This is a genomic window from Agrobacterium sp. fls2-241-TYG-188a, from assembly GCF_030209845.1.
The window spans coordinates 161,823-175,815 of sequence record NZ_JARVRD010000003.1 but is presented as its reverse complement, the minus strand read 5'-3'; the positions used below and the strand labels follow the sequence as shown (position 1 = coordinate 175,815).

10 protein-coding genes are annotated in these 13,993 nt (G+C 58.0%); 7 read left to right on the top strand and 3 right to left on the bottom strand.

Annotated elements, in window-relative coordinates; all coding sequences use genetic code 11:
• The first annotated feature begins 18 nt into the window (after positions 1 to 18).
• Complete coding sequence (locus QRN85_RS14865; protein WP_284759090.1) at positions 19 to 687, top strand: glutathione S-transferase family protein; 669 nt, start codon at positions 19 to 21, stop codon at positions 685 to 687.
• Between the two features lie 60 nt (positions 688 to 747).
• A complete protein-coding gene (ypfJ, locus tag QRN85_RS14860; RefSeq protein WP_284759089.1) occupies positions 748 to 1,647 on the top strand; it encodes a KPN_02809 family neutral zinc metallopeptidase in 900 nt (299 codons plus the stop codon).
• Here the strand turns inward: ypfJ and QRN85_RS14855 are convergent.
• A complete protein-coding gene (locus QRN85_RS14855) occupies positions 1,644 to 2,126 on the bottom strand; it encodes a DUF2938 domain-containing protein (RefSeq protein ID WP_284759087.1) in 483 nt (160 codons plus the stop codon). The genes ypfJ and QRN85_RS14855 overlap by 4 nt on opposite strands.
• A gap of 126 nt (positions 2,127 to 2,252) precedes the next feature.
• Entirely contained in the window at positions 2,253 to 4,343 is a 2,091-nt protein-coding gene (locus QRN85_RS14850) for a methyl-accepting chemotaxis protein (RefSeq protein ID WP_284759086.1), read from the bottom strand.
• A gap of 322 nt (positions 4,344 to 4,665) precedes the next feature.
• Between QRN85_RS14850 and QRN85_RS14845 the strand changes: the two genes are divergently transcribed.
• Positions 4,666 to 6,063, top strand: a complete 1,398-nt coding sequence (locus QRN85_RS14845) for an MATE family efflux transporter (protein ID WP_113169145.1) — start codon at positions 4,666 to 4,668, stop codon at positions 6,061 to 6,063.
• 39 nt (positions 6,064 to 6,102) lie between these two features.
• On the opposite strand, the gene carA is transcribed toward QRN85_RS14845, so the two are convergent.
• Complete coding sequence (gene carA, locus QRN85_RS14840; protein WP_284759082.1) at positions 6,103 to 7,308, bottom strand: glutamine-hydrolyzing carbamoyl-phosphate synthase small subunit; 1,206 nt, start codon at positions 7,306 to 7,308, stop codon at positions 6,103 to 6,105.
• Positions 7,309 to 7,631: 323 nt separating this feature from the next.
• Between carA and QRN85_RS14835 the strand changes: the two genes are divergently transcribed.
• The 4 genes from QRN85_RS14835 (at position 7,632) to QRN85_RS14820 (ending at position 13,968) form a co-directional block, all read left to right on the top strand.
• On the top strand, positions 7,632 to 8,084 hold the full coding sequence (locus tag QRN85_RS14835) for a GatB/YqeY domain-containing protein (RefSeq protein ID WP_062585242.1): 453 nt from the start codon (positions 7,632 to 7,634) through the stop codon (positions 8,082 to 8,084).
• A gap of 363 nt (positions 8,085 to 8,447) precedes the next feature.
• Positions 8,448 to 10,427, top strand: a complete 1,980-nt coding sequence (gene dnaG / locus QRN85_RS14830) for a DNA primase (protein ID WP_112962669.1) — start codon at positions 8,448 to 8,450, stop codon at positions 10,425 to 10,427.
• A 390-nt stretch (positions 10,428 to 10,817) separates the two neighbouring features.
• Positions 10,818 to 12,872, top strand: coding sequence for an RNA polymerase sigma factor RpoD (rpoD, locus tag QRN85_RS14825; RefSeq protein ID WP_062585246.1), 2,055 nt, complete (start codon positions 10,818 to 10,820; stop codon positions 12,870 to 12,872).
• Positions 12,873 to 12,993: 121 nt separating this feature from the next.
• Positions 12,994 to 13,968: a DUF930 domain-containing protein gene (locus QRN85_RS14820; protein ID WP_284759078.1), complete on the top strand. Its 975-nt coding sequence runs from the start codon at positions 12,994 to 12,996 to the stop codon at positions 13,966 to 13,968.
• The last annotated feature ends 25 nt before the right edge of the window (positions 13,969 to 13,993 follow it).

The window sequence follows — 13,993 nt, the reverse complement described above, 5'->3', positions numbered from 1 at the left end:
GGCAGGGGCAAAGGCATAATGATTACTGTTCACTATCTCGAAAATTCTCGCGCGCACCGGATTCTCTGGCTGCTGGAAGAGCTTGAAATTCCCTATGAAATAAAGACTTACAAGCGCGGGCCCGATCTTCGCGCGCCGAAGAGCCTGAAAGCCGTCCATCCGCTGGGCAAATCGCCGGTGATAGAAGATGACGGCAAGGTCTACGCAGAAAGTGGCGCCATCATCGAGTATCTGCTCGATACCTATGGAAAGGGTGCCTTCCGGCCGGAGCAGGGAACGGACGCCTACAGGCGCTATGTTTACTGGCTGCATTATTCCGAAGGCTCAGCCATGCCGCTTCTCCTGCTCAAGCTGCTGTTTTCCCGCATCCCCTCACAGGTGCCATTCTTCCTAAAGCCTATGGCGGCGATGATCTCCAAGGGCGTGGGGAGCAAACTGGTCGATCCCCAGCTTGCCGATCACACCGCATATTGGGAAAGCGAGCTTGCGAAAGACGGTCTGTTTGCCGGGCATGAGCTGACAGGCGCGGATATCGCCATGAGTTTTCCCGTGGAGGCGGCTATGAGCCGCGCAGGCGGAATGGAAAACCGCCCGGCAATCCGACGCTATCTGGAAACGATCCGTGCCCGCCCCGCCTATCAGCGCGCGCTGAAACGCGGTGGCGCCTATATCTACGCCAATAGCTGAGGCTTCCCGGAACGCTTTCTCCCCTCAAGCGTTCAGCAAGGCACTCAAGGGGAGATAAATATGCAGTGGAGAGGGCGTCGCCAATCCGACAATATTGAAGACAGGCGCGGCATGTCGTCTGGCGGCATGGGAGGCGGCGGGTTTCGTCTTCCAACCGGCGGGCGGGGAGGCGGTATTGGCATCGGCGGCCTTGTGGTCATTCTTTTGATCAGCTGGGCGCTTGGCATCAACCCGCTAACGCTTCTCTCAGGCGGCGACGTTTCCATGGATGGTGGCACCAGCGGCCAGCAAACAACCGGCACCCGTCCGCAGGGTCAATCCTCTGATGAAACGACCGCCTTTGTGCGTACGGTTCTGGCGGAAACCGAGGATACATGGGGCAAGATCTTCAGCTCCTCCGGCGAAACCTATGAGAAGCCTACTCTTGTGTTGTTTGCGGGCCAGGTTCGTTCAGGCTGCGGCACGGCGACCTCTGCGAGCGGCCCGTTCTACTGCCCGCAAGATCGTAAGGTTTATCTCGATACGGACTTCTTCCGCGAACTTGACAGACGTTTTGGTGCGTCGGGCGATTTCGCTCAGGCCTATGTCATCGCGCATGAAGTGGGTCATCACATCCAGAATTTGACGGGTGTACTGCCTGAGTTCAATCGTCAGCGGCAGGCCATGGACGAAACGGATGCCAACAAGATGTCCGTCCGGGTCGAGCTACAGGCGGATTGCTATGCCGGCATCTGGGGCAAATCCACCCAGCAGAAGGGCATTCTGGAGACAGGCGATCTAAAAGAGGCGATTAACGCGGCTCATCAGATCGGCGACGATACTCTGCAGAAGAAGTCCCAAGGATATGTCGTCCCTGATAGCTTCAACCACGGTACGTCCGCACAGCGCGCCGAATGGTTCCGCAAGGGCTTCGATAGCGGCCGCGTAGAAGACTGCGATACGTTCTCCGCCGATATCTAATGGCTTAGCAGCAAAGCCGTGGCATACATGCCAAGGGCGAATATGGTGTGCGCCACAAGGTTGAGGGCGCGCACCTTCCAGGGGTTTGGGGTTTTGGATGCCGCCCAGCCGATACCGAGGCCCGGCTGCAACAGGAACCATCCTGCGGCGACGGTAACAATGCCGACCAGCCAGGGAAGTGCGAAGGTTGGCGCCCCGAACCAGCCCGCTGGCACGATCAGTGCCAGAAGGATGCCGTAAAGAATACCAACGGCGTAATGGGAAATCCAGCCAAGCGCATTTTCGTGTTTGTAGGGCGGGGCGCTGGCAATATTGTCATGGAACACCTTGCCCTTAGGCACGTGCCAGAACCATCGCCCAACCGGTGCCCAATTGGGAGCGGACTGGCCGAAGAACCGGTGCAGGATGATGGCCCAGAGGTCCATGAAGACCGTGCCGCCAATTCCCATTGCAACGCCTCGCCAGATGATGTCCGACATCATGCCCTCCCGCTTGATTGTGTCGGCGGGCAAGGTGTCGGTTTTTCCACGCTTTAACAAGCCCACTGGGAACGCAAACCGACGCGTGGGGAGGACGTGGCCGCCGTTGCAGCCACGTCGGTCTTATCAGGCCGCGCTGCGGTAGTCGGCGTTCTGGCCGAACTGTTCCTTCGCCAGCTTGAACTGAGCGATCAGTGCGTTAAGCGCTGCCGCTTCGGAAGCAAGACCGTGACTTGCCGCTGTCTGCTCTTCCACCATGGCGGCGTTTTGCTGCGTGCTTTGATCGATATTGTTGATCGCGGTGTTGATTTCCTGGAGCCCGGTCGACTGTTCCCGCGATGCAAGGACGATGGCATTGATGTGCGTGTTGATTTCCTGCACTTCCGCCACGATGGTTTCGAGCGCCTTTCCGGCATTGCCAACCAGCGAAACGCCGATTTCCACCTGACTGGTAGAAGCGCCGATCAACGCCTTGATTTCCTTTGCTGCATTGGCGGAACGCTGGGCAAGCTCGCGCACTTCCTGAGCCACGACGGCAAAGCCCTTGCCTGCTTCGCCAGCGCGAGCCGCCTCAACACCCGCATTCAGGGCAAGGAGATTGGTCTGGAAGGCAATCTCGTCGATGACGCCGATGATCTTGGAAATGCCGGACGAGGATTGCTCGATGCCTTCCATGGCCTTGACCGCATCACTGACGACGGCGCCGGATTGTTCTGCGTTGCTGCGGGCGCGGGCGACAAGACGACCGACCTCTTCGGCGCGCTTGGCGGAGTCCTTCACGGTGGTGGTGACTTCTTCCAGGGCTGCTGCGGTTTCTTCCACGGATGCGGCCTGCCGTTCCGTGCGTTTGGCAAGGTCATCGGCAGAATGGCGAATTTCGTTTGCGCCTGCATCAATGGCATTTGCATTCTTGCCAACAGTGACAAGGGCGGCATTAAGCTTGGCAATCGAGGTGTTGAAGTCTTCACGCAAGCGGTCTACCCGCGGAATGAAGGGCGTGTTGATACGGTGATGCATGTTGCCATTGGCAAGGTTTGCGAGACCTTCGGCCAGGGAATCGACTGCGAACTGGATGTCTGCAGCATCCTTGGCGGCGGTTTTTTCCCGCTCGTTGCGCTCCTGCTCGGAAAGCGTTCTTGTCTCCTCGGCATCGCCTTCGAGACGACGACGCTCCACGGCGTTGGTGCGGAACACGGCAACGGCAGCTGCCATTGAGCCGATCTGGTCCTTGCGTTCCTGGCCGGGAATGGTCGCGTCCAGATTGCCGTCTGCAAGCTGCTCCATCGCGAGCGTCATGCGCGTCACGGGTTTGATGACGAGGTTGTTCATGAGGAAGGCGAGGAAGGCGATCATGCCAGCGACGGCCAGAATGGTGGCGACAACGGCTGCGATGCGAAACTGCGTGATGGATGCAAACGCGGTGTTGCTGTCGATGACGAGACCCACGGACCATTCGACACCGGGAAGACCGGGGACTGGAATAAAGCTGGTGATCTTGTCAGCGTCGCCAATGCGGGTTTGCGAGACGGTCTGGGAAATTTTCGGGGTTGCGACCGGGAAGAGGTCGGTCAGCGTCTTGTTGATCATGGCTTCGTCTGGATGGATCAGGATCTTGCCATCCTTGTTGACAAGAAACGCATAGCCTCCTTCGCCCGCATCGACGGAGCCGATCATGGAAACCAATGTTGTCAGCAGGAAGTCGCTGGCGGCAACGCCAACCAGCTTGCCATCGCGCTTGACGGGCAGGGCGGCGCTGACCACGAGCTTGCCGGTGGTGGCATCCGTGTAAGGCTCGGTCAGAACGGTGGAGTTGGCCTTGACGGCAGCCTGGTACCACGGACGCTGGCGTGGGTCGTAACCTTCGCGCATCTTGGTCGATGGGAAGTTGTTGAACGCACCCGTTTCATCGCCGAAATATGCGGATTTGAATTCGCGTGCAAGAACCTCATTGTGCAGGGCAAGCTCCAGCTTTTCCTGTGTCGTTGCCGTTACCATGGACGCAGCCACCATCTCGGTCATCATGACGCGGCCATTCAGCCAGTTGGCAACGCTGAGTGCCGACTGCTTGCCTGCCGCATTGATCTTGTCTTCGACGAAATGGTTTGCCGCATCACGCTGGAGCCCATCAATATAAATGGAAAATCCTGCAAAAGCCGCAACGACGACGCAGGACGCCGCCACGACAATTCGCGTCATCAAATTCGATTTTCTGGACAATGTATGGACCTCAAAAAGAGACCGGTTCTTCCGGATTTGGATGGGGGACATGCCTGGGGGCTGGTTTGGCGTGCCTCATGCAGCCAGAAAGTCGCAACTTGTTCTGTGGACCGTATCATTGTTGCATGACGAAACTTTAATAGTCGTGTCGCTCGCCAATATTTTTTTCCGGTAAGTGAATGTTTCAGTTAATCAATCTTTAACCCTGCCAAGATTTTGCGCGTCTGCCGCATTCTTGCGCATCTGTTGCGATTGTCTTATTCAGGCAATGCGCCGCTCTCCTTCTTTGCAGGACAGCGGCTTTTCTTTTTGAGGTGATGCCATGTCTTCTACGGTCGCGGAAACGAAACCCCAGGTAACTGCCGATTCCTGGAGTGCACATCTGCGCGCAACTTTGGCCCTGGGAATTCCGCTGATCGGTGCTCAGCTGGCGCAGTTGGGAATTCACACCACGGATATGGTCATCGTCGGGCAGCTGGGTGCCGAAAAGCTGGCCGCCATGGTGCTGGCCGGGCAGTTCTACTTTGTCGTCTTCATTTTCGGCTCCGGCTTCTCTGTTGCCGTCGTCCCCATGGTCGCCAACGCCTATGGGCAGGGAGATGCGACATCGGCACGCCGTTCGCTGCGCATGGGCATGTGGGTGGCAATCGTCTACTGGTTGCTGACCATGCCGCTGTTCTTCAGCGCGGAAAAGATTTTGCTGGCACTGGGGCAAAACCCTGCGGTAGCGCGGCAGACCGGGGACTATCTGGCGATAGCGCAGTTCGGTTTGCTGCCTGCACTTCTGTTCTATGTGATGCGCGGCCTCGTCAGCGCCATCGGGCGCGCCGGCATCATTCTCTACGCGACCATCGCCATGCTGCTGATAAATGGTGTTCTGGCCTATGCGCTTGTTCTTGGGCACTTCGGCTTCCCAGCCTTCGGCATGATCGGTGCCGCTTACGCTGCGGTCATCGTCAACGCCTTCAGCCTCCTGTTCATCGTCGTCTACATTCAGACGCGCGATGAAACGCGTCGCTATGAACTCTTTGTCCGTTTCTGGCGGCCTGATTTTCATGCCCTGTGGGAAGTCATCAGGCTTGGCCTGCCCATCAGCGTTACCATTCTTGCGGAAGTGACGCTGTTTTCCGCAGCCTCTATCCTGATGGGGCAGATCGGCACAATCGAACTGGCGGCGCATGGAATAGCGCTTCAGCTTGCCTCCATCGCCTTCATGATCCCGCTCGGCCTGTCACAGGCGGCAACCGTGCGGATCGGCATTGCGCATGGGCAGGGAGACTATCCGAACCTCGTTCGCGCGGCGATCACGGTTTACGCGGTCGCCTGCGTCATTGCTGCATGCGGTGGGCTGTTCTTCGCCCTCAAGCCGGAATATCTGGCCAGCTGGTTTCTTGATCCTGCGCTGCCGGGCGCGACAGACGTGCTCGCCTATGCCAGCACGCTTGTCATCATTGCCGGGGTGTTTCAGCTGGTGGATGGAATGCAGGCGGTGGCGGCCGGTCTTCTGCGTGGACTGAAGGATGCGCGAGTGCCGATGATACTGGCGCTGATATCCTATTGGCCCATCGGCCTTGCGCTGGCCTGGATCACAGCCTTTCCTCTGGGCTTTGGCGGTCGTGGGGTGTGGTTCGGCTTTATCATGGGCCTTTCGACCGCCGCCCTCTTGTTGACGACCCGTTTCTACCTGATGGTAAAGCGCGAAATGAAAACGGCCCGCTGATAAGGCGGGCCGCAAAAATCGGTTGTTTCCGTTCGTTTATCAGCGCTCTGCAAGCGCCTTTTCACCCTTCTTTTCGCGAAGAAGGTTGACGAAACGGCGGAACAGATAATGGCTGTCCTGCGGGCCGGGCGAGGCTTCGGGATGGTGCTGCACGGAGAAGACCGGCTTTCCGGTAATGCGCAGGCCGCAATTGGTGCCATCGAACAGCGAAATGTGAGTCTCTTCAACGCCTTCAGGCAGGGACTTCGTGTCCACCGCGAAGCCGTGGTTCATCGAGACGATTTCCACCTTGCCGGTCGTATAGTCCTTTACCGGATGGTTTGCACCATGGTGGCCCTGATGCATCTTTTCCGTTTTTGCGCCAACGGCAAGGCCAAGGATCTGGTGGCCAAGGCAAATGCCGAACATCGGCAATTCGGTCTTGATCAGGTCCTGAATGACTGGAACGGCGTATTTGCCCGTTGCGGCCGGATCTCCGGGGCCGTTGGACAGGAACACGCCATCCGGCTTCAGGGCCATGATGTCTTCCGCCGATGTCTGGGCGGGAACGACGGTCACCTTGCAGTCGAGGCCAGCGAAGAGACGCAGAATGTTGCGCTTGACGCCAAAGTCGATGCAGACGACGTGGTATTTCGCCGCCGTATCACCCAGCGTGCCGTAGCCCTTGTTCCATTCCCAGGGCGTTTCGTTCCAGACAGACGACTGGCCGGACGTGGCTTCGATGGCGAGGTCGAGACCTTCCAGACCGCTCCAAGCCTTTGCTTCCGCTTTCAGCGCTTCGATATCGAAAACGCCATTCGGGTCATGCGCGATGACGGCGTTCGGTGCGCCGTTTTCACGGATCCAGGCGGTCAGTGCGCGCGTATCGACGCCGCAAAGGCCGATGACGCCGCGGGTTTTCAGCCATGCATCCAGATGCTTGACGGCGCGGAAGTTGGAAGGATCGGTAATGTCAGCCTTGAAGATGACGCCGACCGCGCCGCGTCGTGCAGCGGGCGTCAGGTCTTCGATGTCTTCTTCGTTCGTGCCGACATTGCCGATATGCGGGAAGGTAAAGGTAACGATCTGGCCGAGGTAGGAAGGATCGGTCAGAATTTCCTCATAACCGGTCAATGCGGTGTTGAAGCAGACCTCCGCCTGAACCTTGCCGGTTGCGCCGATGCCGGTTCCCTCGATCACGGTGCCATCTGCCAGAACGAGCATGGCGGTGGGTTTGCGGGTGGTCCAGGGTGCTGTCTCGGTCATCTCGTTTCCGTTTCTGCCACTTGGGCCCGCCAGGAGGAAGGCAGGTGCTAAGCGGTCATCTTTTGTCGCGGATAAGGGCGCGCGAAAGCCTTCGCGTCGTAACCTTCGTTAAAAATCCTGTGCAGGTGCCGGAAAATAACGAAAGGGGTGCTGCCGGTCAACCACGGGCGCAACAATTAACCGGAATTTAAGATGAGGCAAATCAAAGCCTTAGGTAAATGATTTGCCGAGCCGCCGTTGCTCGTTTATGTCACCGGCAAATTTGTGACGGAAAAGCACGACCGGAATTTGCCGGTCCCTGCTGCTTTTCCAGGGAGAAAGCCATGATACGCGATACATTTGCCAATACATTGAAAGAGGCCATGAAAGCCCGCGACTCGCGGCAGATTTCAACGATCCGCCTCATCCAGGCTGCCGTCAAGGATCGCGACATCGCCAATCGCGGCATCGGCAAGGATGCGGTTTCGGACGAAGAGATTTTGCAGATCCTGGCCAAGATGATCAAGCAGCGCGAGGAATCCGCAGCCATTTATGACAAGGCTGGTCGCGGCGAGCTGGCGGAGCATGAGCGCGAGGAAATCGCCATCATCAAGAGCTTCATGCCGGAAGAAATTCCCGAGGAGAAGGTTCGCTCGATCCTTGAGGGCGTGATTGCCGAGACCGAGGCCTCCGGCCTTCGTGATATGGGTAAGGTGATGGGCGTGCTCAAAGAGCGCTATCCCGGCCAGATCGATTTCGGCAAGGCGTCCGGCCTGATCAAGGAACTGCTGAAGTAGCATGAAATATGAAAAGGCAGGGCATATGTGGATACCCTGCCTTTTCATGTACGGGACGCTCACACGCTTGAAGCGCGTATCGGGCGGTGATGGGGGATGTCGCTCGATATCAGGCATCACGCATACTCGGCCTCATGCCGACGCAGCAACGATATGTCGGTGAAAGCCCGCCTTCAAATTACAAAAACATAATGTTTCGGCTTTCGGCTCTGCCTTCATTTAGCCCGAAGTTGGGGCATGTGATTTGCAATGGTGGTGTCGCGCCTGTGAATATCGGGTACGGTCGGTTTCTGCGCTTGGTAAAGAAGCCGGGCTGCGCTTATATAAAGGACTGGCCGAAACAGGCGGTGATCCCAGGTAAAGATGCGCTTTTCAAACTCATTTCTCGACGAGATACGTGACCGGGTTAACATCTCCGATGTTATCGGCAGACGTGTGACGTGGGACAGGAAGAAGAGCAACGCATCCAAGGGAGACTATTGGGCCTGCTGCCCATTTCACGGCGAAAAAAGCCCAAGCTTCCACTGCGAAGATCGCAAGGGCCGTTACCATTGTTTCGGCTGTGGCGTTTCCGGCGACCATTTCCGCTTCCTGACTGACCTCGACGGCATGGGCTTTCCCGAAGCCGTCCAGCAGATTGCCGATATGGCCGGTGTGGCCATGCCGCAGCCGGATGTGCAGGCGGAAAGGCGCGAGCGTGAGCGGGCGACCTTGCAGGATGTCATGGAAATGGCGACCCTGTTTTTCCAGGATCAGCTGCAGACCGCGGCGGGCGCCAGAGCGCGGGCCTATCTGCGCGATCGCGGCCTGACGGGACGAACGATCGAAACCTTCCGCCTTGGCTTTGCGCCAGACAGTCGCAACGCGCTGAAAGAACATCTGGCGTCAAAAGGAATTGCCAGGGAGCAGATGGAAGCCTGCGGGCTGGTGGTGCATGAAAACGTGCCGGTCTCCTATGACCGTTTTCGTGATCGCATCATGTTCCCCATTCTTTCGTCGCGGGAAAAGGTGATTGCCTTTGGTGGACGCGCCATGGCCGCCGATGCCATGGCGAAATATCTCAATTCCAATGAGACGGAGCTCTTTCATAAGGGCAATGTGCTTTACAATTTTGCGCGCGCGCGTCGAGCCACGCAATCGTCCGGCACCGTCATCGCCGTGGAAGGCTATATGGACGTCATCGCCCTTTATCAGGCTGGCGTCGAAAATGCGGTGGCGCCGCTCGGCACCGCGCTGACGGAAAGCCAGCTTGATCTTCTGTGGAAGATGTCGCCGCAGCCGATCCTGTGTTTCGACGGTGACGGCGCGGGCATTCGCGCCGCAAGCCGGGCGGCCGACCTTGCGCTGCCGCACATCAAGCCGGGCCGCTCCGTCAGCTTTGCGCTTCTGCCCGATGGCAAGGACCCCGACGATCTGGTCCGCCACGAGGGCAGGGCGCCGTTCGACCGCGTGCTTTCCGAAGCCAAGCCTCTGGCCGCGATGATATGGAGCCGCGAAACGGCGTCGGTGACCTTCGATACGCCCGAGAAGCGCGCGGAGCTGGAAAACCGCCTTCGCCAGATCGTCTCCGTGATTGGCGACGAAAGTGTGCGTCGGTTCTATCAGCAGGATATGCGCGACAGGCTGAATGCATTCTTCCAGCCGCAATTCCAGCGTGGTAACGCGCCTAACAGGAATTATGGACGCGGTGATGCCGGTGCCGGGCGCGGGGGGCAGCGCGTGCCGCCCAGAGGCACGACGACCGGCTCTGGCAGCATATCGGACAGGCTCAGCCAGTCCGGCCTCGTCAAGGGGTATCTGGCAACGCCAGCACTGCGCGAAAGCGTTCTGGCGCTGACAATCGTCAATCATCCGCAACTGTTGCTGGAGGAATATGACGAGATTGCCGCCATCGATTATGAGAACCGCGATCTGCAGAAGCTCTGGTCGCAGGTTCTGACTTACGCCGCGGAAAGCGCTGCCGGACTTTCGCGCGAAGGACTTGCATCGCGTCTTGAAGCCCAGGGTTTCGAACCGCTGGTGAAGGCCATGAACCAGCAGGTGCGAAATGCGCGGCTGTGGACCGCAACCGAGCAGGCGGCGCTTGAAGATGCGCGTGAGGGTTATACGCAGGCTTTGTCTTTGCACAAGCGAACCAAGGCGCTGCGATGGCAGAAGATCGATCTGGAGCGAGAGATCGCCGAGGCTACCGAGGCTGGCGATGGTGACCGGATGGTTCAGTTGATGCGCGCGCTTTCCGAGGTCCAGCTGGAAATCGGGCGGATGGAGAACCAGGAGGCGATCATCGATGGTTTCGGTGTCATGTCCGGCAGGGTCAAGGGTCCGGCCTATAGCCACGGCTAGGCCTTTTGCGGCTGTTGAGGCTTGTCTTTTGTGCAGATAGACCTAAATAGGGGATAAGTTGGTGAGGTCCGCGAAATGTCGCTGTAATGACGGCGTTTTTAGGTTTTTAGCCCTTGGGCAGGCCATAAAGGCTTGACGTGAAGGGAAATAGCGGGAATCACCATTCCAGGAAAAGTAAGGTGGAATGGGCCTTGGCGGATCGAAACTGCATACATAAGCATTTCCGAATGCAATGTCTTGATATTCCGCCTGTGGCAGCCGTGTTTAATCGGCAATTAAAGATCATTCCGTTAGGTGTTTGACAATGATTCGCGGCCATGGCCGGTGCCCTCAGGGGTAAACGGCCTTGCGGCGAAGCGGATGTTAGCGTCAGGGAAAGCGACGAGATAAATGGCAACCAAAGTCAAAGAAAACGAAGAAGCTGAAAACGAACGCGATGGCGCGACGGATGGGCCGCTTCTCGATCTTTCGGATGACGCGGTCAAAAAGATGATCAAAGCCGCGAAAAAACGCGGCTATGTCACCATGGATGAACTGAACGAGGTTCTGCCGTCGGATCAGGTCGACCCTGACCGTATCGAAGATATCATGGCGATGCTCAGTGAAATGGGCATCAATGTCATCGAGGACGAGGACGCCGAAGAGGCGACCGCCGAGACCGAAGACGGTGATTCCGAGGCTGAAGAGTCCGAAGGCGGCGAACTTGCGCCTTCCAGCGGCACGGCCCTTGCGACTGCCAAGAAGAAAGAACCGACCGACCGCACGGACGACCCGGTGCGCATGTACCTGCGCGAAATGGGCTCTGTCGAGTTGCTGTCTCGCGAAGGCGAAATCGCCATTGCGAAGCGCATCGAGGCTGGCCGCGAGACGATGATCTCCGGCCTGTGCGAGAGCCCGTTGACATTCCAGGCGCTGATCATCTGGCGTGACGAACTCAACGAAGGCACGACGCTTCTGCGCGAGATCATCGATCTCGAAACGACCTATTCCGGTCCGGAAGCCAAGGCTGCTCCGCAGTTCCAGAGCCCGGAAAAGATCGAGGCCGACCGTAAGGCCGCCGAGGAAAAGGAAAAGGTTCGCCGTCTGCGCAATCCCGGTGGCGACGATGACGTGACCAATGTCGGGGGTGAAGGCCTTCCGCATGAAGAGGAAGAGGAGGACGACGACGAGTCCAACCTGTCTCTGGCTGCGATGGAAGCCGAACTGCGTCCGCAGGTCATGGAAACGCTGGATACGATTGCCGATACCTACAAGAAGCTGCGCAAGCTTCAGGATCAGCAGGTCGAAGCACGCCTTGCTTGCACCGGCACGCTTTCTACCGGTCAGGAACGTCGCTACAAGGAACTGAAGGATCAGTTGATCACGGCTGTTAAGTCGCTTTCGCTGAACCAGAACCGCGTCGACAGCCTTGTCGAGCAGCTCTACGACATTTCCAAGCGTCTGATGCAGAACGAAGGTCGTCTGCTGCGTCTGGCTGAGTCCTACGGCGTGAAGCGTGACAGCTTCCTCGAGCAGTATCATGGTGCAGAACTTGATCCGAACTGGATGAAGTCGATTGCCAATCTGGCCGCAAAAGGCTGGAAGGAATTCGCGCGCGAAGAAAACAACACGATCCGTGATATCCGTCAGGAAATCCAGAATCTTGCACAGGAAACCGGCATCTCGATTGCCGAATTCCGCCGCATTGTTTCCATGGTCCAGAAGGGTGAGCGCGAAGCGCGTATCGCCAAGAAGGAAATGGTGGAAGCGAACCTGCGTCTGGTTATCTCGATTGCCAAGAAGTACACCAACCGCGGTCTGCAGTTCCTCGATCTCATTCAGGAAGGCAATATTGGCCTGATGAAGGCGGTCGACAAGTTCGAATACCGTCGCGGCTACAAGTTCTCCACCTATGCAACATGGTGGATCCGTCAGGCAATCACCCGTTCGATTGCCGACCAGGCCCGCACGATCCGTATTCCGGTGCATATGATCGAAACGATCAACAAGATCGTTCGCACATCGCGCCAGATGCTGCATGAAATCGGGCGCGAACCGACCCCGGAAGAGCTGGCTGAAAAGCTTGCCATGCCGCTGGAGAAGGTTCGCAAGGTTCTGAAGATCGCCAAGGAGCCAATCTCGCTCGAAACCCCTGTGGGTGACGAAGAGGATTCGCATCTGGGTGACTTCATCGAGGACAAGAACGCGCTTCTGCCAATCGATGCTGCCATTCAGGCCAATCTGCGAGAAACGACAACACGTGTTCTGGCTTCGCTGACCCCGCGCGAAGAACGCGTTCTTCGTATGCGCTTCGGCATTGGCATGAATACCGACCATACGCTCGAAGAGGTTGGCCAGCAGTTCTCGGTTACCCGTGAGCGTATACGTCAGATCGAAGCCAAGGCCCTGCGCAAGCTCAAGCATCCGAGCCGTTCGCGCAAGCTGCGCTCGTTCCTCGACAGCTGAGTTTTGCCTTAGCCAGACTATCAACCCGGTCAGTTTCTGGCCGGGTTTTTCTTTTTTGGGATGGTGCTTGTTTCCAAAAGACTTATCTCTTGCTCACGGAAAGAACACGAACGGCATCTGAATGGATATGCGTGAGCAAAGCAAAGGGCGGCAGCCGAGCTGGACAATTCCGCTCTCCGTGATCTTGCACGCGCTGATCGTCGTTGCCTTCTATCTCCAATGGCCGGGAGGGGCCGAAGCGCCCGCTGAGCCCGAGGCTGTCAATGTCGAACTTGTAGAGCCTCCCAAGGAGGAGCCGCCCAAGCCCGAGGAAAAGAAGGCCGAAGAACCGCCGCCTGAGCAAGCCAAACCGGCAGAACCCACCCCGCCGCCGCCTCCAACGCAGATGCCCAACGTCGCCATTCGCCCTGACGGCACACAGCTTGACGCGCGTGATGACCCGGCTGTGCAGGAAGAGGCGGGTGGGCGAGAGGAACCGGAGCCGGCCAAGCAGGAAGAGACATCTCAACCGGAAAGCAAGGACTCAGCCGAGGCGCCCGAAACGGAACAGCCGCCGACGCCCTCTGAGAACAAGCCGACGGCGCAAGAGGGCGAGATAGCGGCTGTGGAACCGGAGAAGCCCGTCGAGGCAGCAGATGTGGCTGTGCCCGCACCCAGGCCGACAGTGGAGCCGCAGCAGAAAGAGGATGTCTCGGCAAAGCCGGATGGCGCTGGCGACCCCGAGCTCAAGCCCGCCAAGAAGATTATCGCGAACGCGAAGGGGCCGACGCCGATGCGCAGGCAGATACTCGGTCAGTTGCCGCCGCGCCAGCGCGTTGCACAATTGTGCATTGTCGAAGCCCTTGCCCAAATCAAGAGTGAGCGGAAGGGGCAATCACCTGCTGAGGGGCTGGAGCCGCATATCGGCAAAAACGATCCCATTGTCGGCAATGTTCTGGATGCGCAGGGTGCGTTCAATGTCGGGACGCAATGGTACCCTATCCATTATCGCTGCGAGGTCGATATGGACAAATATCTGGTGACCGACTTCCGTTATGCGATCGGTTCGAAATTCACCGCAGAGCAGGTGAAAAAGATCGGGCTGGTTGCCGATTAGAGGCTGCGTCGCACTGCTTGCGACG

Excerpts from the sequence above, each read along its gene's own strand:
- QRN85_RS14865 (WP_284759090.1), top strand. The coding sequence starts at position 19 with ATGATTACTGTTCACTATCTCGAAAATTCTCGCGCGCACCGGATTCTC.
- ypfJ (WP_284759089.1), top strand. The coding sequence starts at position 748 with ATGCAGTGGAGAGGGCGTCGCCAATCCGACAATATTGAAGACAGGCGC.
- QRN85_RS14855 (WP_284759087.1), bottom strand. The coding sequence starts at position 2,126 with ATGTCGGACATCATCTGGCGAGGCGTTGCAATGGGAATTGGCGGCACG.
- QRN85_RS14845 (WP_113169145.1), top strand. The coding sequence starts at position 4,666 with ATGTCTTCTACGGTCGCGGAAACGAAACCCCAGGTAACTGCCGATTCC.
- carA (WP_284759082.1), bottom strand. The coding sequence starts at position 7,308 with ATGACCGAGACAGCACCCTGGACCACCCGCAAACCCACCGCCATGCTC.
- QRN85_RS14835 (WP_062585242.1), top strand. The coding sequence starts at position 7,632 with ATGATACGCGATACATTTGCCAATACATTGAAAGAGGCCATGAAAGCC.
- dnaG (WP_112962669.1), top strand. The coding sequence starts at position 8,448 with ATGCGCTTTTCAAACTCATTTCTCGACGAGATACGTGACCGGGTTAAC.
- rpoD (WP_062585246.1), top strand. The coding sequence starts at position 10,818 with ATGGCAACCAAAGTCAAAGAAAACGAAGAAGCTGAAAACGAACGCGAT.
- QRN85_RS14820 (WP_284759078.1), top strand. The coding sequence starts at position 12,994 with ATGGATATGCGTGAGCAAAGCAAAGGGCGGCAGCCGAGCTGGACAATT.